This is a genomic window from Liquorilactobacillus satsumensis (assembly GCF_964065465.1).
In the GTDB taxonomy this organism is placed as follows: Bacteria; Bacillota; Bacilli; order Lactobacillales; family Lactobacillaceae; genus Liquorilactobacillus; species Liquorilactobacillus satsumensis.
On the sequence record NZ_OZ061606.1, the window covers coordinates 2509532 to 2527981 of the forward strand.

Annotated in this window: 17 protein-coding genes and 1 riboswitch; of the genes, 15 read left to right on the forward strand and 2 right to left on the reverse strand. The window is 40.6% G+C overall.

Features of this window, described 5'->3' with window-relative positions; genetic code table 11:
- Positions 1–45 precede the first annotated feature (45 nt).
- Both AB3Y88_RS11785 and AB3Y88_RS11790 read right to left on the reverse strand, forming a co-directional pair.
- Complete coding sequence (locus AB3Y88_RS11785; protein ID WP_228887903.1) at positions 46–1224, reverse strand: MFS transporter; 1179 nt, start codon at positions 1222–1224, stop codon at positions 46–48.
- 302 nt (positions 1225–1526) lie between these two features.
- A complete protein-coding gene (locus AB3Y88_RS11790; protein ID WP_054756519.1) occupies positions 1527–1718 on the reverse strand; it encodes a YjzD family protein in 192 nt (63 codons plus the stop codon).
- Between the two features lie 135 nt (positions 1719–1853).
- On the opposite strand from AB3Y88_RS11790, the gene dnaE reads away from it, so the two are divergent.
- The 15 genes from dnaE to cmk all read left to right on the forward strand — a co-directional run bounded on the left by dnaE (position 1854) and on the right by cmk (position 18382).
- Complete coding sequence (gene dnaE / locus AB3Y88_RS11795) at positions 1854–5201, forward strand: DNA polymerase III subunit alpha (protein ID WP_228887904.1); 3348 nt, start codon at positions 1854–1856, stop codon at positions 5199–5201.
- A gap of 116 nt (positions 5202–5317) precedes the next feature.
- Positions 5318–6280, forward strand: coding sequence for a 6-phosphofructokinase (gene pfkA, locus AB3Y88_RS11800; protein WP_056960295.1), 963 nt, complete (start codon positions 5318–5320; stop codon positions 6278–6280).
- A 122-nt stretch (positions 6281–6402) separates the two neighbouring features.
- A complete protein-coding gene (pyk, locus tag AB3Y88_RS11805; RefSeq protein ID WP_056960297.1) occupies positions 6403–8163 on the forward strand; it encodes a pyruvate kinase in 1761 nt (586 codons plus the stop codon).
- A gap of 219 nt (positions 8164–8382) precedes the next feature.
- Positions 8383–8841 carry a DUF441 domain-containing protein gene (locus AB3Y88_RS11810; protein ID WP_056960298.1) on the forward strand — a complete coding sequence of 153 codons (459 nt, stop codon included), beginning with the start codon at positions 8383–8385 and terminating at the stop codon, positions 8839–8841.
- A 19-nt stretch (positions 8842–8860) separates the two neighbouring features.
- A complete protein-coding gene (locus AB3Y88_RS11815) occupies positions 8861–9727 on the forward strand; it encodes a S1-like domain-containing RNA-binding protein (RefSeq protein ID WP_315972236.1) in 867 nt (288 codons plus the stop codon).
- Positions 9728–9793: 66 nt separating this feature from the next.
- Positions 9794–10681: a site-specific tyrosine recombinase XerD gene (gene xerD / locus AB3Y88_RS11820; protein ID WP_228887928.1), complete on the forward strand. Its 888-nt coding sequence runs from the start codon at positions 9794–9796 to the stop codon at positions 10679–10681.
- A 78-nt stretch (positions 10682–10759) separates the two neighbouring features.
- Positions 10760–11119 (forward strand): GNAT family N-acetyltransferase, encoded by a 360-nt coding sequence (locus tag AB3Y88_RS11825; RefSeq protein WP_056960305.1) that lies wholly within the window; start codon positions 10760–10762, stop codon positions 11117–11119.
- Positions 11109–11873 (forward strand): ScpA family protein, encoded by a 765-nt coding sequence (locus AB3Y88_RS11830; RefSeq protein ID WP_056960307.1) that lies wholly within the window; start codon positions 11109–11111, stop codon positions 11871–11873. The genes AB3Y88_RS11825 and AB3Y88_RS11830 overlap by 11 nt, the downstream gene beginning before the upstream one ends.
- Positions 11863–12477, forward strand: coding sequence for an SMC-Scp complex subunit ScpB (scpB, locus tag AB3Y88_RS11835; protein ID WP_056960309.1), 615 nt, complete (start codon positions 11863–11865; stop codon positions 12475–12477). Before AB3Y88_RS11830 ends, scpB begins: the two co-directional genes overlap by 11 nt.
- The gene (locus AB3Y88_RS11840; RefSeq protein ID WP_056960311.1) at positions 12467–13186 is read left to right on the forward strand and encodes a pseudouridine synthase; all 720 of its coding nucleotides are present in this window, start codon (positions 12467–12469) and stop codon (positions 13184–13186) included. Before scpB ends, AB3Y88_RS11840 begins: the two co-directional genes overlap by 11 nt.
- A 64-nt stretch (positions 13187–13250) precedes the next feature.
- Positions 13251–13371: riboswitch (FMN riboswitch) on the forward strand.
- A gap of 102 nt (positions 13372–13473) precedes the next feature.
- Positions 13474–14052, forward strand: a complete 579-nt coding sequence (locus tag AB3Y88_RS11845; RefSeq protein ID WP_054756524.1) for an ECF transporter S component — start codon at positions 13474–13476, stop codon at positions 14050–14052.
- 322 nt (positions 14053–14374) lie between these two features.
- Positions 14375–15406 (forward strand): helix-turn-helix domain-containing protein, encoded by a 1032-nt coding sequence (locus AB3Y88_RS11850; RefSeq protein WP_228887905.1) that lies wholly within the window; start codon positions 14375–14377, stop codon positions 15404–15406.
- Positions 15396–16847 (forward strand): ATP-dependent DNA helicase RecQ, encoded by a 1452-nt coding sequence (locus tag AB3Y88_RS11855; RefSeq protein WP_228887906.1) that lies wholly within the window; start codon positions 15396–15398, stop codon positions 16845–16847. Before AB3Y88_RS11850 ends, AB3Y88_RS11855 begins: the two co-directional genes overlap by 11 nt.
- A gap of 108 nt (positions 16848–16955) precedes the next feature.
- On the forward strand, positions 16956–17597 hold the full coding sequence (locus tag AB3Y88_RS11860; protein WP_054756530.1) for a LysM peptidoglycan-binding domain-containing protein: 642 nt from the start codon (positions 16956–16958) through the stop codon (positions 17595–17597).
- Between the two features lie 104 nt (positions 17598–17701).
- On the forward strand, positions 17702–18382 hold the full coding sequence (cmk, locus tag AB3Y88_RS11865) for a (d)CMP kinase (RefSeq protein WP_054756532.1): 681 nt from the start codon (positions 17702–17704) through the stop codon (positions 18380–18382).
- The last annotated feature ends 68 nt before the right edge of the window (positions 18383–18450 follow it).

Here is an 18450-nt window from a genome sequence, read left to right on the forward strand (position 1 = left end):
TTTCCCGACTTATGTCACACTCTCTTTAATTTTAGTCAGAATTTTTTATTTAAGAATGCAACGTTTAAGGCTAACTAGGCTGAGAATCAGCAAGAAAATGACACCGCAACTCCCAAATGTGAATGAGAAACTGCTATTTTGAAGTAGCCAGCCTGCCAATGGGAAAATGGCACTCATTATCAACGAAAAGAGCGCACTTGCAACACTTAGTAAAGTTGCTCTTTGGGCCGAAGAGATTAGAGTATTGTAATAGCTGCTGAAAATGGGTTCGATGACTGAGGACAGTAATTGAGAAAATAAAAATAGGATACAGAGCAGTGGTAATTGATTAACCCAAGTTAAAAGCAGTAAAAAAAGAAGGCTGCTAGTTAATAAAAAAATTAGAGTTCTCTTTGAGAGCCGTTGTTGCAGTAAAGGGGTGTAGCGCAGCCCACAAATGTTAATCACGGCCGCGATAATCATTAAGGCTGAGATTAACCCCCCAGGAAAATGATATTTTTCCATCAATGATTGGAAATAAAAATAATAAAGGGTGCAGATCGTGCTAAAGAGCGCGTGAAAAAGCATCAAGTTACGTAAAAGAGAACTTTTCTTTAGTGTATCTGCCGCGGCTTTCAGGATTGCAGCCGCTGTGGGTCTTGGAACAGCTTGCTCGTTTGGGTGAGTACTTGGCGGTTCTTTTAAGAAGATTACTGTTAGCATGCCAAAAAAGCCAAAGATAGCTGCTAACACATATGTTAAGCCAAAATGCCAGTGAACAAGAAAGCCAGCAAGTACCACACCTGCCGTATCAGCAAATTCACTCGTGATAGTGATTTTGCTGATTATACTGGGATAGCGGTCGGTTTGTGCAATTGAAGTCAATGAATCATAAATAAGTGCTTCAATTGTTCCAGATTGCAAATTATACGAGAGTGCACTGAAAATAAAGCCTAGTGCAAAGAGTAAAAAGCAATTCCCAAATAACATCAGCAGTGCTGAAACAATTGCTGCGACTCTGCCGCAAATTAAAACAAAACGGTAGGAAAAGCGATCTGCCAAAAGACCGCTTGGAACTTCAAAGACAAAACTGGCAACGTGGAAGATACTTTCGCACACACCAACTTCAACTAAGCTCAACCCTTTCATTTGAAGGTAGAGAACCCATAAACTTGTAATTCCAAAAAAGCTGAAAAACGAGTAGCCGTAGCTTTTGGAAATATTATTTTGATATTCAATTTTCATAATGTTAGACACTCCAGTGAGGAAAAGCACAAACTTGGTTTTTATAGTTAGCAAGTGTGCATTTCGATTTATTTTAGCTGATTCACTAGAGTGCTTTTACGCTGATAATGGAATGTTGCAAAGCGATCCAAGAGAGCAAAGTGTTCACCTCATTTTTAAGAATGGTGTATGCGTTGTTTTAATGTACTGTTCTTTAAGACATGGATTTTTACAAAAATAGGGAATTGAGACGTTCTGCACCAGTACGTCTCAATTCCCCTACGCGGCTCATGGTTACTAGTGGTAACAAGCAGCGTTACTTACTACTCATGATCTTTTTTGGCAGGTGCTTTAATAAAATGATCAAGGGCATTGACAAGTACGAAACCAACAATCATTGAAAAAACACCGCTGTATAAAGGAGAAAAAGTTCCGCCAGAAAGGGCTGCACTAATATAACCAATGACTTCTCCATAGATAAAGCCCCAAACTAAGATCGTTAATTGTTTAGCCATAATAATTACACCTCACAATACAACAGTAGTGTAGCACAAGTTTCTTAATTTGGCATTAGTTTCATGAAAATTGGAAAGATGTTTTTTCTGATCAGAGTTGCTATAATAATAACAAAGATAGAGGAGGTGGGGAGTTTGGCGAGCTTTTTACAAGTGATCAGCAGCTACAGCCTTTTGCAAGGAACTATCAGAATCACTGATTTAGTTCAAAAAGCAAAAGAAAGAGGATACGATGCACTGGCTTTAACAGATATTAATGTCATGTATGGCGCACTGACCTTTTATCGTGAATGTCAAGCTGCTAAAATCAAGCCAATTCTTGGATTAACGCTAGAAACGGCTCCCCATGAGTCACTGGTTCTTTTAGCCGAAAACGAAACCGGCTATCATAATTTAATGAAAATTTCGACAAGAAAACAGGAGTTGCTCGCACAAAAAATAACAACGGTTGATTTGAGCGACGCCGCAATTTCATTTGCAGGGCTGCTCGTAATTACCCCTGTTTTTCAAAGCAAATTAGTGCGACTTGTTTCGGATGGAGCACAACAGGACGCACATAAATTTATAACCGAAATGAAAACGGTAGTAAGCAAACAGGGAAAGCTTGCAATCGGCGTTAATGCTCAAATGTCAACTGTCCTTTTCGAAAGTATTTTGCAATGTGCAAATAAAGCAAAAGTCACTGCTGTTGCCCTTGATCAGGTCAGATATCTTGATAAAGAAGATTTGTTTGAACTTAAGACACTGACAGCTATTAAAGCAGGAACGCAACTCGAACGAGAACAATTGCAGTCTGCAAATAATGCTGTGGGAAAACGTTGGCTGCTTCCAAGCGAGCAATTATGGTTAACTTATCAGAAACAAGAGCGCACACAAGTGTTTGAAAATGCTACCAAGCTTGTAGACCAAGTTAAATTAAAGCTAGAATTTCCTAAGATTAGGCTGCCCCATTTTAAACTTCCAGTTCACATTACTGCTTCAGAATATTTGCGCCAATTGTGTCTTGCAGGTTTGAAAAAAAGGCTTGCAGTTAAAAAAGAACCGGTGCAAGCCCAGCTTTATCGCGCACGTTTAGAGCATGAACTGCAAATTATTCAGAGAATGGGTTTTGCAGATTACTTTCTAATTGTTTGGGATGTCACTAATTTTGCACACCGTAATCAGATTATTATTGGACCCGGACGTGGATCTGCCGCTGGTTCGCTTGTTTCCTATACGCTTGCAATTACAGATGTTGACCCTTTGCAGTATCATTTACTGTTTGAACGTTTTTTAAATGAAGAACGCGCACAAATGCCGGATATTGATCTCGATATCCCTGATAATCGGCGTCAGGAAGTGATTGCATACGTGCATGAAAAATATGGAGCACACCATATGGCACAGATAATTACTTTTGGCACATTAGGAGCCAAACAGGTTCTGCGTGATGTTGGTCGTGTACTGGGATTAAATCAATTTGAGATGAATGAATGGAGTAGGCTGATTCCACGTGAACCTGGAATTTCTTTACGGCAGGCGTACAGTTCATCGGAACGATTGCGCACCTATGTTAAACAAAGTGAAAGAAATCTGCTGCTTTTTAAAACAGCTTATAAATTAGAGGGACTTCCACGGCATTTTTCAATTCATGCAGCCGGAATAGTGCTTTGCGATACTGATTTAACAGAAATTGTCCCGCTGCAACCCGGAAATGATGGTGTGCTGTTAACTCAGTTTGCTAAGGACGATGTGGAGCGCATAGGGCTCTTAAAAATTGACTTTTTGGGGTTACGCAATCTCAGTATTCTGGCACAAACCCTGTCTTTCATTAAAAAGGGATATGGGCAAGCAATCAGCATTCGGCAGTTGCCTTTAGCTGATGCTGCAACTTTAGCGCTTTTTCAACGCGGTGATACCACCGGTGTTTTTCAGTTTGAATCTGCTGGAATTAGAAATGTGTTACGTCGGTTGCATCCCACGTCTTTTGAAGATATTGCAGCTGTTAATGCGCTCTTTCGGCCTGGTCCAATGCAAAACATTGATCATTTTATTGCACGCAAACATGGTCAGGAGCCTGTTATTTATCCAGCTGAATCCTTAAAAGCTATTCTGCAAAATACTTATGGTGTTTTGGTTTACCAAGAACAAGTTATGCAAGTGGCTTCGGTCATGGGCGGTTTTTCACTTGGACAAGCGGATCTGTTGCGCAGAGCAATGAGCAAAAAAAAAGGTGACGTCATTTTACAGATGAAAAAAAGGTTTATTAGTGGGGCACTGCAGAAAGGCTACACGCTGAAGACGGCCGCTCAAGTGTATGACTATATTGAAAAATTCGCTAACTATGGTTTTAACCGTTCACATGCAGTTGCGTATTCTAAAATGGCTTTTCAGCTTGCTTATTTAAAATGTCATTTTCCGGCCGCTTTTTTTGCGGCGTTATTAAATACAGTTGTGGGTGATAGTCTTAAAACAAGTAATTATCTGATAGAGGCCCGGCAGCAGCATATTCCAGTTCATGGTCCTGATCTGAATGAGAGTAATTACTATTTTTCACTAAAAGGAAAAGAACTCGTATTTGGTTTGGGAAATATAAAGACCTTACGCCGCGATTTTATTAAACATATTCTGGATGCGCGCAGACAGCAAGGGAGATTTCATAGTTTTCAAGATTTCTTGCAGCGGCTGGACAATAAATTCTTGAAGGAAGGACCTTTAAAAGCTTTGATCCTTGCCGGAGCATGTGATAGTTTCCAACAAAATCGGGCTACGTTACTGCAGAACCTTTCCAAAGTTTTAAGCAATGTGACTTTGAGCGGGAATAATGCTGTGCTTTTTGCTGCTTTAGCACCTAAATATGAAAATTTTCAAGAACTTTCTTTAGATGAAAGGCTTGTAAATGAAAAAAAATATCTAGGATTATATTTATCTGCGCACCCGGTTGAAGAATATAAACAGTTGGCAGTGCAAGAAAATATTGATTTAGTGACGCAGCTTAAAGCGCAGACTAACTGTAAATTGCTGCTTTACTTTAAAAAGATGAAGGTTATTCGCACGAAAAAAGGTGATCAGATGGCTTTTGTGACTGGTGAAGATCAGACAGGAACGGTGGAAGTTACCATTTTTCCAAACGTTTTCCGCAAAATTGCTGCTGAATTAGCACTTAATCAAGTTTATTTAGTTGTTGGTAAAACAGAAAGTGAAACACGGAGCATTCAAATAATTGCCAATCAAGTTTCTCTTGCAAAAAAATTGAAAGGCCGTGTGAAAGGGACATTTTATTTACGCTTAGATCCTAAGTTCCCTGAAACAAAAAGAAAACAGCTATTAGAGCTATTATTGCAGCATCATGGTGAAACACCAGTTGTGCTTTATGAGACAGCTCAGGCTAAAAAGTGGGTTTTAGATCGGCAGTATTGGCTGGCTGAAAGTGAAGAAACAAGTGCAGCGTTAAGGGCCATGATTGGAAAAGAAAATGTGGTTTTTCAAAATGAAAAGCGTTGAAAACATTTTGTGAGAAAGTGAATTTAATTTTTATTTTTACAAGACATTCGCTGCTAAAAGTGATAATATATGGCATGGAGAGTGTGTTGTTCCATAACATTTACTGAGGTGAAGAAATGAAACGCATAGGTATTTTAACAAGTGGCGGAGATTCTTCTGGGATGAATGCAGCAATTCGTGCCATTGCTCGTTCTGCAATCTCGGCAGGTCTTGAGGCATACGGAATCAATTATGGTTTTGCAGGTCTTGTTGCCGGAAATATTCGTAAACTTGATTCAAGTGAAATGGACGGGGTCATTGATCGCGGAGGCACATTGCTGTATTCTGCGCGCTTTCCTGAATTTGCACAGGAGCAAACGCAGTTAAAGGGAATTGCACAACTGAAGAAATTCGGTATTGATGCATTAGTAGTAATCGGTGGCGATGGCTCTTATCATGGTGCAGAACGTCTGACCCAACATGGTTTCAATTCAGTCGGGGTCCCCGGAACAATCGATAATGATATTCCAGGAACAGATTTCACGATCGGTTTTGATACAGCAGTTAACGTTGCGCTAGATGCTTTGGACCGTGTCAATGACACTGCAACTTCTCATCAGCGGACTTTCGTTGTAGAAGTTATGGGTCGTGGTGCTGGTGATATTGCACTCTGGGCTGGAATCGCCGCAGATGCAGATGCAATTGTGATTCCTGAACGTGAGTACGATATCAAGGAAATCGCAGAAAAGATAAATCGCAACTACGCGAATGGCAAGCAGCATGGTCTGATTGTTTTGGCAGAAGGTGTGATGTCGGCTGCAGACTTCAAAGACAAATTGGATGAGTTTAGTAACTTTGAAACACGTGCGATTACTTTGGGTCATGTTCAACGTGGCGGTCGTCCAACTGCTAAGGATCGTGTCTTGGCAACGCGCTTTGGCGACTATGCAATTCGCTTGTTGCTTGAAGGTAAAGGTGGTCTTGCAATCGGGATTCACGATAATCAACTTGTGGCTACCGATATCATTGACACTTTGGAAAACCATAAGCATCAAACTGATGTCTCGCTCTATGATTTAAATGAGCGGGTGCGCTTCTAGAACTTTGTTTTGCCCGTCTAGCAGGAGATCGCATTGAGCAGACGGCGTGATTTGCTTTTAAATATGGTAAAGAATTGACTTAAACGTCATCTTTAAAACTATTCAAAGGAGAGATTTTACTCATGAAGAAAACCAAGATCGTAAGTACGCTTGGTCCAGCTAGTTCTGATCTAGATACAATCGTAAAATTAATCGAGGCAGGAGCTAATGTATTCCGTTTCAACTTTTCACATGGTGATCATGAAGAACATTTGGGACGCCTTAATTTAGTACATCAGGCTGAAAAAATTACCGGCAAGATGGTTGGTATTATGCTTGATACGAAGGGTGCAGAAATTCGTACTACTGTCCAAAAAGAAGGTAAGATTAATTACAAAATCGGTGATGAAGTGCGGATTTCAATGGATGCTTCAATCGAAGGAACACATGAGAAAATTGCTGTTACTTACCCAGGTTTGATTGATGATGTGCATGAAGGCGGTCATGTTCTGTTTGATGATGGTCTGATTGATATGCAGATTGAAAAAATCGATCGTGAAAACAACGAGTTAGTATGTAAAGTCTTGAATGCTGGTGTCTTGGGTTCACGTAAAGGTGTTAATGCACCTGGCGTTTCAATCAACTTACCCGGAATTACAGAAAAAGATTCAAGCGATATTCGTTTTGGATTAGACAACGAAATCAACTTTATTGCAGCAAGTTTTGTACGTAAACCACAAGATGTTTTAGATATTCGTAAATTACTTGAAGAAAAGAACATGGAACATGTTCAAATCTTCCCTAAGATCGAATCTCAAGAAGGAATTGACAACTTTGATGAAATTATCAAAGTTTCAGATGGTTTGATGGTTGCTCGTGGTGACATGGGTGTTGAAATTCCAGCTGAAAATGTTCCTTTGGTTCAAAAGACTTTGATCAAAAAATGCAATGCTTTAGGCAAACCTGTTATCACAGCTACACAAATGCTTGATTCAATGCAAGAAAACCCACGTCCTACACGTGCTGAAGCTTCTGACGTTGCTAATGCTGTTTTTGACGGCACAGATGCTACGATGCTTTCAGGCGAAAGTGCAAATGGGGATTACCCAGTTGAATCTGTTGCTACAATGGCACGCATTGATATCAAGGCTGAAAATGCTTTGCGTCAACACAGCACATTTTCAATCAATGACTTTGACAAGACTGATGTAACAGAAGCAATTGGTCGTGCTGTAGCTGAAACTGCAGATAACTTGGGCATCAAGACAATTGTGGCAGCAACTAAGTCTGGTCACACTGCACGTATGATCTCGAAGTATCGTCCAGATGCAGACATCTTGGCGGTTACATTTGATGATCGTACACGTCGCGGTTTAGCTGTTAACTGGGGTGTATATCCTGTTATGGCTGAAGCACCTGCTTCAACTGATGAGATGTTTACCCTTGCTACAGAAAAAGCAAAAGAAGCTGGCTTTGCTAAAGAAGGCGACTTGATTTTGATTACCGCTGGAGTTCCTGTTGGTGAAAAGGGAACAACTAATGTCATGAAGATCCAATTAATCGGGACTAAGCTTGTTTCAGGCCAAGGCGTCGGCGATGAAACAGTAATTGGTAAAGCTGTAATTGCTAAGTCAGCTGCTGAAGCTAACGAAAAGGCAGTTGAAGGTGGCGTATTGGTAACAAAGACTACTGATAAGGATTACCTCCCAGCAATTGAAAAGTCGAGTGCTTTAATTGTTGAAAATGGCGGCTTAACATCACATGCTGCAGTTGTTGGAATTTCAATGGGAATTCCTGTAATTGTTGGCGCTGAAGGTGCAACTGATTTAGTTACTGATGAAGAAGTTGTGACAGTTGATTCACGTCGTGGAATCGTCTATCGCGGAGCTTCAAACGCACTTTAATGTTTAGCTAAAGTTTAGATTTTCTGTTAAGAATAACTACTAGTAGAAAAGAGACTGTGTTGAAACTAAGGTTTTGACACAGTCTCTTTGTTTTTTTGAACTTTTTGGTTTTTAAGAGCTTTCAAAATAAGCACAAGCTGAAGAACACAACAAATTAGTTCGCATTTTCATTCTTTTTCAGTTAAAATGGATAAGGATTTGAGTATACGGGGTGAAACAATGGAAAGTTGGATTTTCTTAGGTATTATTTTGCTGGTAGCAGTTGTGGCGAAGAATTCGTCTTTGGCGTTAGCCGCTTTAGTGGTTTTGGCACTTAAAGTTTTTCCGTTAACCCAAAGGTGGCTGCCGGTGATTCAAAGTCGTGGAATTGATTGGGGTGTGACGGTCATTTCAATTGCAATTTTAATTCCAATTGCACGGGGGCAGATTACATTTGCTGACTTAGTAGGTGTGTTTAAGACTCCAATGGGGTTGATTGCTGTTGCTTGTGGGATTTTAGTAGCCGTGTTATCACGTAATGGAGTTTCGCTGCTTGCGAATACCCCTCAGGTGACAGTCGCACTAGTCTTGGGGACGATTCTGGGAGTTGTCTTTCTCAGAGGAGTGGCTGCGGGTCCTGTAATTGCTTCTGGGATCGCATATTGTATCATGAGTGTGCTGCACATCAGTTTTAATTAGTGGAGGAATAATAATCAAGATGGAAATGAAAGAAATAATTGGGCAAGAATTGACTGCCAAAGTAGTTGACGAAAATGAAGCTTTCTATTTTTTGCAGATTCAAGGAAAGACGCTTAGATTGGCGAAAGCTGAAGTGGAAGAACCGTTAACCAAATCTGATGAAGTTAATGGTTTAATTTATGAAAACGAAGATCATGAATTACAAATGACAACTAACCTTCCTGAAAGCCGGATAGGTCGCTATGGATTTGGACAAGTAGTTGCAACTAAGCATGAGTTAGGCGTGTTTGTTGATATTGGACTTCCTAATAAAGATGTTGTTGTTTCACTAGATGAACTTCCTGAGTTAACTCGTCTTTGGCCTAAAAAGGGAGATTGGTTGATGATTGCTTTAAGAGTTGATTCCAAAGGACGCTTATGGGGGACACTTGCGACTGAGGAGGTCTTTCAAGAAATTTCAGTCAAAGCTGATAAAGAGATGCAAAATAAGGACGTGAGTGCTATTGCATATCGCTTGAAAATGACAGGCACACATGTGCTGACCTCAGATTTTCACTTGGGCTTTATTCATCCTAGTGAAAGAGATGCTGAACCAAGGCTGGGAGAAAAGGTTAAGGCACGTGTAATCGGTGTACGCCCTGATGGCCTTTTGAATCTTTCCTTACGTCCGCGAGCCTACGAAGCGATTGGTGATGATGCACAGATGATTTTAGCGCTTTTGCAGCATCAAAACGGAACACTGAATTTTACTGACAAAAGTAGTCCAGCGGAGATCAAGGTATTTTTCGGGATCAGTAAGGGACAATTCAAACGAGCAGTCGGTCACTTGATGAAAGCCGGTTTGGTTAAACAAACTGCAGATCAGCTTTTATTGAACAAAGAATAATTGTACGGATGCAGCAAAATGGTTGGACTTGAAGCTAGAATTTTCTAACGCAAAGGATGTGGGATTATCGAAGGAATTATTGCTGACTATTTACATTATCTGAAAGTTGAGCGGGGCTTGTCACATAATACAATTGTCAGTTATCAAAATGACTTATTGCAGTTTATGACTTTTTTGCAAACTTTTAAAATAACTTCTTTCAATGATGTTGATCGTAAAGTCGTAGTTTCTTTCCTGCAACAAGAAAATGAGCAAAAAAAAGCTACGAGTTCGATTGTGCGCTGTGTGACTAGCTTGCGTAAGTTTTTCCAATACCTAATTGAAGAAGAAAAAGTCACGGCTGACCCAATGCAACTGATTGATGCTCCCAAACGAAGAGAGCATCTACCGGAAGTACTTTCTGTTAAAGAAGTTGATTGTCTCTTGAATTCGCCTGATACAGCTAAACCACTGGGATTAAGGAACAGGGCAATCCTTGAATTGATGTATGCGACTGGATTGCGTGTTAGTGAAGTAATTGGATTGAAACTAGCAGATCTGCATCTCAGCTTGGGTTTGATTCAAACTTTGGGAAAAGGTCAAAAAGAAAGAATAATCCCAATTGGGGATCAAGCAATTCACTGGTTGGAACGGTATCTAAATGAAGTTCGGCCGCAATTACTGAAAAAACAGCGAAACAACTATCTTTTTTTAAATCACCATGGGCGTAAACTGTCACGTCAAGGTATTTGGAAAAACTTGAAGCTCGAAGTTCAAAAAGCGGGAATTCAAAAAAATGTTACGCCCCACACGCTCAGACATTCGTTTGCAACGCACATTTTAGAAAATGGTGCCGATCTAAGAGTGGTGCAGGAATTACTGGGCCACGCAGATATTTCAACTACTCAAATATATACACACCTTTCTAAGAAACGGCTTGCAGATGTATACAATAAGTATCACCCGCGTGCTTAGATAATTTGAACAAAAAAGAAAATTATGATAAAGTAAATTCGATTTTACTTTAGATATCTAGACCACAGGAGGTCAATCATGCTTTACAAGTATAAAAATGATTATGAGAAAATCACCATGGGGTTGCTCTCTTTCATTCCTGACCTGAAAGAGTTCTCCCGCCTGAAAGCTGAGATTAAATGGTACAGTGATGATGACGATCGTTGTCTCTTTTTGTGGAAGAATGACACGGGTGATTTTGTTGGCGTCATTGGAGTAGAAGCGACTGAGAATGTCTTAATGATTCGCCATATTGCGGTGACCCCGGCGGAGCGCAATGAAGGCGTTAGTTTTGAGATGTTAAGTGACCTTGCTATTTTATATCCAAAGATTAAAATGATGGGAAGTATTGAGACTGCTGGTTTAATCGCCAAGTGGGAGCAACGAAATGGCAAGTGAAGATGTTCAGACACAGCTAACTTTTAAACTTGATACGTTCGAAGGCCCCCTTGACTTGTTGTTGCAATTGATCAAAAAAAATGAGATGGATATCTATGATATTCAAATGACAAAAATAACTTCTCAGTATATTGAACAGCTGCATCAGATGCAGACAATGTCGCTCGATATCGCTGGGGAGTATTTAGTTATGGCTGCAACCTTATTAAATATTAAAAGTAAGATGCTCCTACCGCAGCATCCAGCGATCATGGACACACAGGAAAGTCAAGATCCGCGTTTGGAACTTGTCCAGCAGTTGCTCTTGCATCAATGTTATCAGCTTGCAGCTAGCAACTTAGAAGCTGCGGCTCAAAAAAGAGCACGACAGCATACACGTGAACAAGCGGCGGTGCCTGCGGGAGTCAGAAGTCAGCTTTTAAAGAAAAAGCAGGCGCCTGAAAAATTACAACATGCGTTGTTTAGTCTTTTGAGTCGGCAGCAAATTAAAGTGGTTGTTAATAAAAAAGTGCATCGCGAGCATTACACGATTAAGGGTGAGATGCAGCGGCTCCAGCAGTTGCTTGCAACTGGTCCAACAGTAGAGCTTGAATTCAGCGCACTTTTTGAAAAACAGCAAGAAATTGAGCTTGATCAAGTGGTAACTTCATTTTTAGCATTGCTAGAGTTGATTAAACGCGGGATTGTGCAAGCTAAGCAAAAAAGTGTGTTAGGTCCAATCAAATTGAGGAGTGTCGCAAAAAATGCAGAGTAATCAGGCAAAAATTGAAGCCTTGCTTTTTGTAGCAGGAGACGAGGGGCTTTCGTTGAATCAGTTGGTTGAGTTGACTGGTTTGCTCAAACCGGCACTCTCAGCGCAAATTGAAAAATTGGCTGCAAATTACGCTGCTAATTCTGATTGCAGTTTGCAAATCATTACAACACAGGAACGATTTCGACTAGCAACCAAGCAGGAGTTTGCTTCCTTGCTGCAAGCTTATTTCGAAGCCCCCAATGTTGCTTCTTTGTCACATGCTGCTTTGGAGACTTTAGCCATTATTGCATATAAACAACCAGTTACGCGTGTGCAAATTGAAGAGATTAGAGGGGTACGTTCAACGGGTTCATTACAGAAGTTACTGGCTTTTGAATTAATCACTGAAGCAGGTCGGCTGGAGGCGCCTGGGCGTCCAATTTTATATCAGACAACTGAAAATTTCCTCAATCATTTTGGATTGCATTCGTTGAAAGATTTACCGGCATTGCCGCAACCGAATGAAGAAAAAGGCGGCAGCGAGCAGCAAGATCTGCTTGAACTTTTTAATGAAACATTGCAAGAAGATGATTCTAAAGTGGAGGAACATAAAGATGACAAATGAAACTGAACGGTTGCAAAAAGTGATGGCACGTGCGGGGGTAGCTTCCAGACGAGCCTCTGAAAAGTTGATTTTAGCTGGGAAGGTGCAGGTTAATGGAGCAGTTGTGACCGAACTAGGTATTAAGGTCGGACCTGCAGATTTGGTAACTGTCAACGGGGAGGCACTTGAGCGTGAAAAACAGGTCTACTATCTTTTCTATAAACCGCGGGGGGTCATCTCAGCGGCTAGTGATGATAAGGGCAGAAAAGTTGTAGTGGATTATTTTAAAGATGTTCCAGAACGCCTCTATCCAGTCGGCCGTTTGGATTATGATACTTCAGGGCTGTTAGTGATGACAAATGATGGCGAATTAGCTAACAAATTGATGCATCCACGCTACAAAATTGATAAGACCTATATTGCCAAGGTGGAAGGAATTCCAGATAATGAAGCTTTCAAAAAATTACGACTAGGGGTTTTAATCGATCACAAGAAAACGGCCCCAGCCAAGGCCCATCTCTTGTCCGCTGAGCGTGCGAAGAAAACGGCAGTAATTTCGTTAACAATTCATGAAGGGCGCTACCATCAAGTTAAGAAGATGCTTGAGGCGGTAGGTTATCCTGTGCAAAAGTTGCGGCGTGAAAGTTATGGTTTTTTAACGCTTGCCGGTTTAAACGCGGGAAGTTATCGTAAGTTAACCCAAGATGAAGTTCAACGCTTAAAACAGTAACGTGGAATTCCTAGTTGCAATGCGTTCAGGGATATGGTATTTTTAACATATAATAAAATAATTAGTTTATCTTCAGGGGCAGGGTGAAAATCCCGACCGGCGGTAAAAGTCCGCGACCTGCAGCAATGCAGTTGAACTGGTGTGAGTCCAGTACCGACAGTATAGTCTGGATAAAGAAGATAGGGCTTATTTAATGATAATTAGGTAAACTCTGTTGGTCTCTGATCAGCAGAGTTTTTTTGTTGAATAAGCACACTGTTGAAGATGAACATCAGGAGGTTTTTTTGATGGTTTATTCTGCTACACGCAGATACGTAATCGCTTCTTTTTTAGCAGGATTATCGTATCTACTAATGTTTTTGTCTTTTGCGGTGATTCCGCTGGTACCATATATGAAGATTGATTTCTCAGACTTGCCAATTCTTTTTGGTATGTTTCTGTTTGGTCCGTTAGGCGGAATTGAGATTGCGATTTTACGTTCATTGCTGTATTTCTTGATTTCTGGACCGTCTATTGCTAGTTTGATTGGCGTTTCGACTAACTTGCTTGCTTCACTTTGCTTTTGCTTACCAGTTTTCTATATTTTACGCAAAAGTCATGCCGTGACCGCTAGCAACATTGGACGCTCTATCCTTGCTGGAACTGCTAGTCTCACGGTAGTGCTATCGCTGGCCAATTACTTTGTAATCACGCCTTTATATATGGCGGTATTAGGGATGAAGCTCTCACTTCCTCTTAGCCAGTTGGTTTTATATGGTGTGGTGCCGTTCAATTTAATCAAAGGTGTGCTGGTTGGAACTGCTTTTTGGTTGTTATTTACCAAGCTGCGTGTTTGGCTCAAGGACCGTTCAGTAGTGATGCATTAGTTAATGCTGCACGGCAGGTTAGAACATGAACAAATGCAGGACTTGGACTGGAGCCTCAGATTGCAAAATGTAAATAAAATAGCTTAAGTTTAGGTTCAGTTTAGCAGGGAGGTTTGTTTACCCAGCTGGCTGAACTTTTTTAGTTACATCGAAAATAAAACCAGCAGTCTACAAAATGATTGACTGGGCAGATTTAATTTGAAGTTAAAACAGGTACAGCTTTTTTCAAAGAGAGCACTGCGATTTGAGTGTATTTATTCTTTATTTGCGTAGATAATACGGTAGAATAAGAAGTGATAGTTAAAGAGCAAGGAGGTGGACTATGTTTGCACAAGAGGAACTGCTTTATTTTTTTTCACAAACTCAAACACGTCGACCTGCAGTGGTGCGTCAAGTGCTTGCTAATAAGCGGACAGTCTCAAATCTTTTTTGGGGAATGCAGTATCAAATCCTGGACTGGTTAAATACGCAGCCACAGATGGAGAGCCTGCTTTTTGATAAGGCAATTAAGCAATTGCTTAGGCAAGCAAAATTGGAGCAGCATCCCAATGGCCTTTTGTTAACAGCAAAAGGATTGTCCGCGCGCACGCAATATGCGGCTTTACATTATCGGATTAAACAACCGCAACTTTTTCAACGGCTTGATGAAAAAATGTGGGAGGATGTGCTACAGCTTTTAGTCCAGGTTACTTCAGAATTAGCGTATGCCAACAAACATTACTATGTTGCAGCTGCTTCTGATGGTGCACAGGCTTATTTTAAACGCTGGTTTCGGACCTCCAAACAGCAATTGCAGGCTGCCACTTTGGGAAAAATGTTATTAGCTTTTTTAAAAGATAAACCAACACGAGAAGCTGATTTGTTTATGGCATTTTTTAATGGCCATGGGGTTGTCGCAGCGACTTCAGCGCAGCTTGCCGACAAAAGCAACTATAATATTAGTGACATTGTTAATCTTTGGCGTGATTATGCAGTCAGTTTTGCTTGGTTTTTATTGCACCAAGACACTTATTTTCAAGCACTTGTAGCCCCGCTTTTTAAACAATCCTTGCTTTCTAACAGTACTGCTGCAACTTATGCGCAGTTCCTAAAGGGGGCTTTGCCAGCACAGATTGCCAAGTCCAGAAAGTTGAGACTCAGTACGATTAATGAACATTTGCTCGAAGCGGCAATTTTTGAGAAAAATTTTGCATTTAAGCGACTTTTGAGTGCCACGGAGATTGAATTCTTAGCAGGTATTTTCACCGGTCCCCCAAGTTCGTGGGATTATCAAGTAATTGAAGAACATAAAAAGAAGATTGATTTTTTCAAATTCAGACTTTTTCAGATTGGAAGAAGCAAACATGATCTCTGAGACTTTCTTAACCGAAAAACTGCAGCATTTTTTTGGATATAACTCTTTTAAAGACGGACAAGCAGAAATTATGCGTGCACTGTTAGCGGGACACTCAACTTTGGGAATTTTACCGACCGGAACTGGGAAATCGCTTTGTTATCAGTTGATGGGTAAAATCTTAAAAAAACCGGTTTTAATTGTTTCACCGCTCCTGTCTTTAATGCAGGATCAGGTCGAACAACTACGGTATCTAGGAGAAAAAAAAGCCATTGCATTGACCTCTGAATTATCTTATCAGCATAAACAATTTGTCTTACAGCATTTAGGTGAATATGATTACGTTTATTTAGCTCCTGAAATGCTGCAAAAACAAGCAGTGCTTGCACAGCTAATGCATATTTCGTTAGGATTATTTGTCGTTGATGAGGCGCACTGTATTTCCCAGTGGGGACCAGATTTTCGACCTGATTATCTGGATCTTAAAGAATTGCGGCAAAAAATTGGTAATCCTTTAACGCTTGCATTGACAGCCACGGCTACATCTGCTGTAGAAAGTGACATTTGTCAGCAGCTTTTTGATACAAATGAAGTTCCTAAAATAATTCGCAGGTCGGTTGATCGTGCAAATATTTTTTTGGCAGTTAAAGAGGTCACATCGCAGCAGCAAAAAAATGAATATTTGCTGCAGCTTTTACCGCAATTAAAGATGCCAGTGCTGATTTATTTTTCAAGTAAAAAGAAAGCTGATGAACTTAGTCAGCTAATCAGGGCAAAAACTTCACTTAGAACAGCAGCATACCATGCAGGGCTGGCCAAAAGTGATCGTTATTCTATCCAACAACAGTTTATGCAGGATCAGTTGGATGTAATTTGTGCCACAAGTGCTTTTGGGATGGGAATCAACAAAAAAAATATTCGTTGTATTTTGCATTATCATCTTCCCGCGGACCTAGAAAGCTATTCCCAAGAAGTCGGACGTGCCGGAAGGGATCAACAGCTCAGTTTAGCTTTGTTACTCTTTGATCCGGCAGATATTAAATTGCAGCGGCAATTGAGTAGCAATACTTTGCCAGATGACCTTGAAATAGAGTATTATTTTAGACATAAAGGGCTGGATCATAAACACAGTGCGGCTAGTGAGAAAGAATTACTACTGGAGTATTACACACAACGCGCCATGACCCCCGAAAAAATCCGCTTGATTTTCAAGCGCCGCCGCTTAAGAAAAGAGGAGAAGCTGCAAGCACTGATTAACTATCTTAAATCAACGGAGTGCAGAAGAAACTTTTTATGTGCATATTTTGGTGAAAAACGTGTCGTGCAGCATACAGTTACTTGTTGTCAACCGGCCGGCCAACCCCTTGTTTTAAAAAGGTTTTTAGCTTCTAAAAGAGATCAGACTGCTGCAAGTGTACCGCATGATTATCGTGAAATTATTGCGGCACTGTTTAAAATGTAACTAATAAGTTTAATTAAGACGAAGATCGGTGCTACTAAAGCAAACAAGTATGTTGCACAGCATCTTCTTATGGTAAAATAAAGATGATCGTTTGAGGAGGAATTGCTTATGAGCCGCAAATTAAGGGACCAAGATTCTGAGCAAAAACAAAAACCTTGGGATAAGACATTTGAAGACGAACGGGATGACAGTGGAAATTATTCACGCAGTGCTACACGCAAAAAGGATAAAACTACGAGCGTGCTAACCACCTCGTTACTTGTTATTTTTATTGCAATCATTTTAGGTACAGTTGCATTATATTTTATTTCACAGCAGACTTCCGCTAAGCAAGAAAGTGGGAGTAATAATGATGTAGGGCTGGTTGACAGCAGTTCTTCGAAGAAAAGCTCCTCCAAAAAGGAGACTTCGAAAAAGGCGAGTACTACTTCCAGTAAAAAAGAATCAACACAGAGTTCAACTTCAACAGAAAGTGAACAAAGCGTAGCTACGGCCTCAAGCAGTTCGACAGCTGCAGCGACTGCCAGCAGCTCAACTACGCAAGAAACATCAAGCAGCTCAGCAACTACGACAAGTTCTTCATCCAGTTCGGATGCAACGCAGTCAAGTTATGTAGAAGTTGGGCAGGGACAAGGAATCTATCGTGTGGCGGTTAATAATGGTTTAACAGTTGCACAATTGTTGGAACTTAATCCTACGCTTAGTAGCAGTTCCACCTTGTCACCAGGGCAAAAAGTTCGCGTAAAATAAGGGTGTTAGCGTGTAAGCAGGTTGTACAAGTTCCAAAATTGAAAGATCAAGTAATGGGGCTGCAAGCAGAATTATCTGCAGTCACTTCAGAGAGGTTATGTACCATGGGAAAACAATTACGAATTGCAATTGATGGACCAGCTTCAGCTGGAAAAAGTACAGTTGCCAAACTGGCTGCTCATAGATTGGGTTACATATACTGTGATACAGGTGCCATGTATCGGGCCGTTACGTGGTGGGCACTGCAAAAAAAGGTCGCTTTGGATGATGACCTGGCATTGGCAAAGATGCTGGCACAGCTCGAAATAAAATTTGTGCCAGCTAAAGAAGGACAACGCGTTTTTGTAAATAATAATGAAGTTACTAAAGAAATTCGAATGCCAACCGTCACGAACAATGTTTCGACGGTGGCTGCACAGGTCAGTGTGCGTAAAGTACTCACACAAAGACAGCAAGAAATTGCTGCCGGCGGTGGGATTGTGATGGATGGTCGAGATATTGGAACCACCGTTCTCCCAGATGCAGAAGTTAAAATCTTCTTAGTTGCGAGTGTCAAAGAGCGAGCTTTGCGTCGTTTTCGTGAGAATCAAGCAAAAAATATTCCAACAAGTCTTACCAAGCTTGAATTTGAAATTGAAGAAAGAGATCGGAAGGATTCAACGAGAACGGTTTCTCCTTTGGTAAAAGCGGAAGATGCGATTAAAGTTGATACAACGAGTTTAAGTATTGATGAAGTTGTCACGAAAATAATGAGAATTGTAGAAAATAAGCTTGAAAAAGCGTAAAATTAGTAATTTAACTGGAATTTTTAATAAAATTCGGCTAAAATGGTAGGTAGAGTTAGTCGTTAAGG

What these genes read in the sequence shown, in the direction of transcription:
- scpB (WP_056960309.1), top strand. Translation starts at nt 11,863, where the DNA reads ATGCAGAGTAATCAGGCAAAAATTGAAGCCTTGCTTTTTGTAGCAGGA.
- AB3Y88_RS11845 (WP_054756524.1), top strand. Translation starts at nt 13,474, where the DNA reads ATGGTTTATTCTGCTACACGCAGATACGTAATCGCTTCTTTTTTAGCA.
- cmk (WP_054756532.1), top strand. Translation starts at nt 17,702, where the DNA reads ATGGGAAAACAATTACGAATTGCAATTGATGGACCAGCTTCAGCTGGA.
- AB3Y88_RS11855 (WP_228887906.1), top strand. Translation starts at nt 15,396, where the DNA reads ATGATCTCTGAGACTTTCTTAACCGAAAAACTGCAGCATTTTTTTGGA.
- AB3Y88_RS11860 (WP_054756530.1), top strand. Translation starts at nt 16,956, where the DNA reads ATGAGCCGCAAATTAAGGGACCAAGATTCTGAGCAAAAACAAAAACCT.
- pfkA (WP_056960295.1), top strand. Translation starts at nt 5,318, where the DNA reads ATGAAACGCATAGGTATTTTAACAAGTGGCGGAGATTCTTCTGGGATG.
- AB3Y88_RS11825 (WP_056960305.1), top strand. Translation starts at nt 10,760, where the DNA reads ATGCTTTACAAGTATAAAAATGATTATGAGAAAATCACCATGGGGTTG.
- AB3Y88_RS11840 (WP_056960311.1), top strand. Translation starts at nt 12,467, where the DNA reads ATGACAAATGAAACTGAACGGTTGCAAAAAGTGATGGCACGTGCGGGG.
- AB3Y88_RS11790 (WP_054756519.1), bottom strand. Translation starts at nt 1,718, where the DNA reads ATGGCTAAACAATTAACGATCTTAGTTTGGGGCTTTATCTATGGAGAA.
- AB3Y88_RS11785 (WP_228887903.1), bottom strand. Translation starts at nt 1,224, where the DNA reads ATGAAAATTGAATATCAAAATAATATTTCCAAAAGCTACGGCTACTCG.
- pyk (WP_056960297.1), top strand. Translation starts at nt 6,403, where the DNA reads ATGAAGAAAACCAAGATCGTAAGTACGCTTGGTCCAGCTAGTTCTGAT.
- AB3Y88_RS11810 (WP_056960298.1), top strand. Translation starts at nt 8,383, where the DNA reads ATGGAAAGTTGGATTTTCTTAGGTATTATTTTGCTGGTAGCAGTTGTG.
- AB3Y88_RS11850 (WP_228887905.1), top strand. Translation starts at nt 14,375, where the DNA reads ATGTTTGCACAAGAGGAACTGCTTTATTTTTTTTCACAAACTCAAACA.
- AB3Y88_RS11815 (WP_315972236.1), top strand. Translation starts at nt 8,861, where the DNA reads ATGGAAATGAAAGAAATAATTGGGCAAGAATTGACTGCCAAAGTAGTT.
- AB3Y88_RS11830 (WP_056960307.1), top strand. Translation starts at nt 11,109, where the DNA reads ATGGCAAGTGAAGATGTTCAGACACAGCTAACTTTTAAACTTGATACG.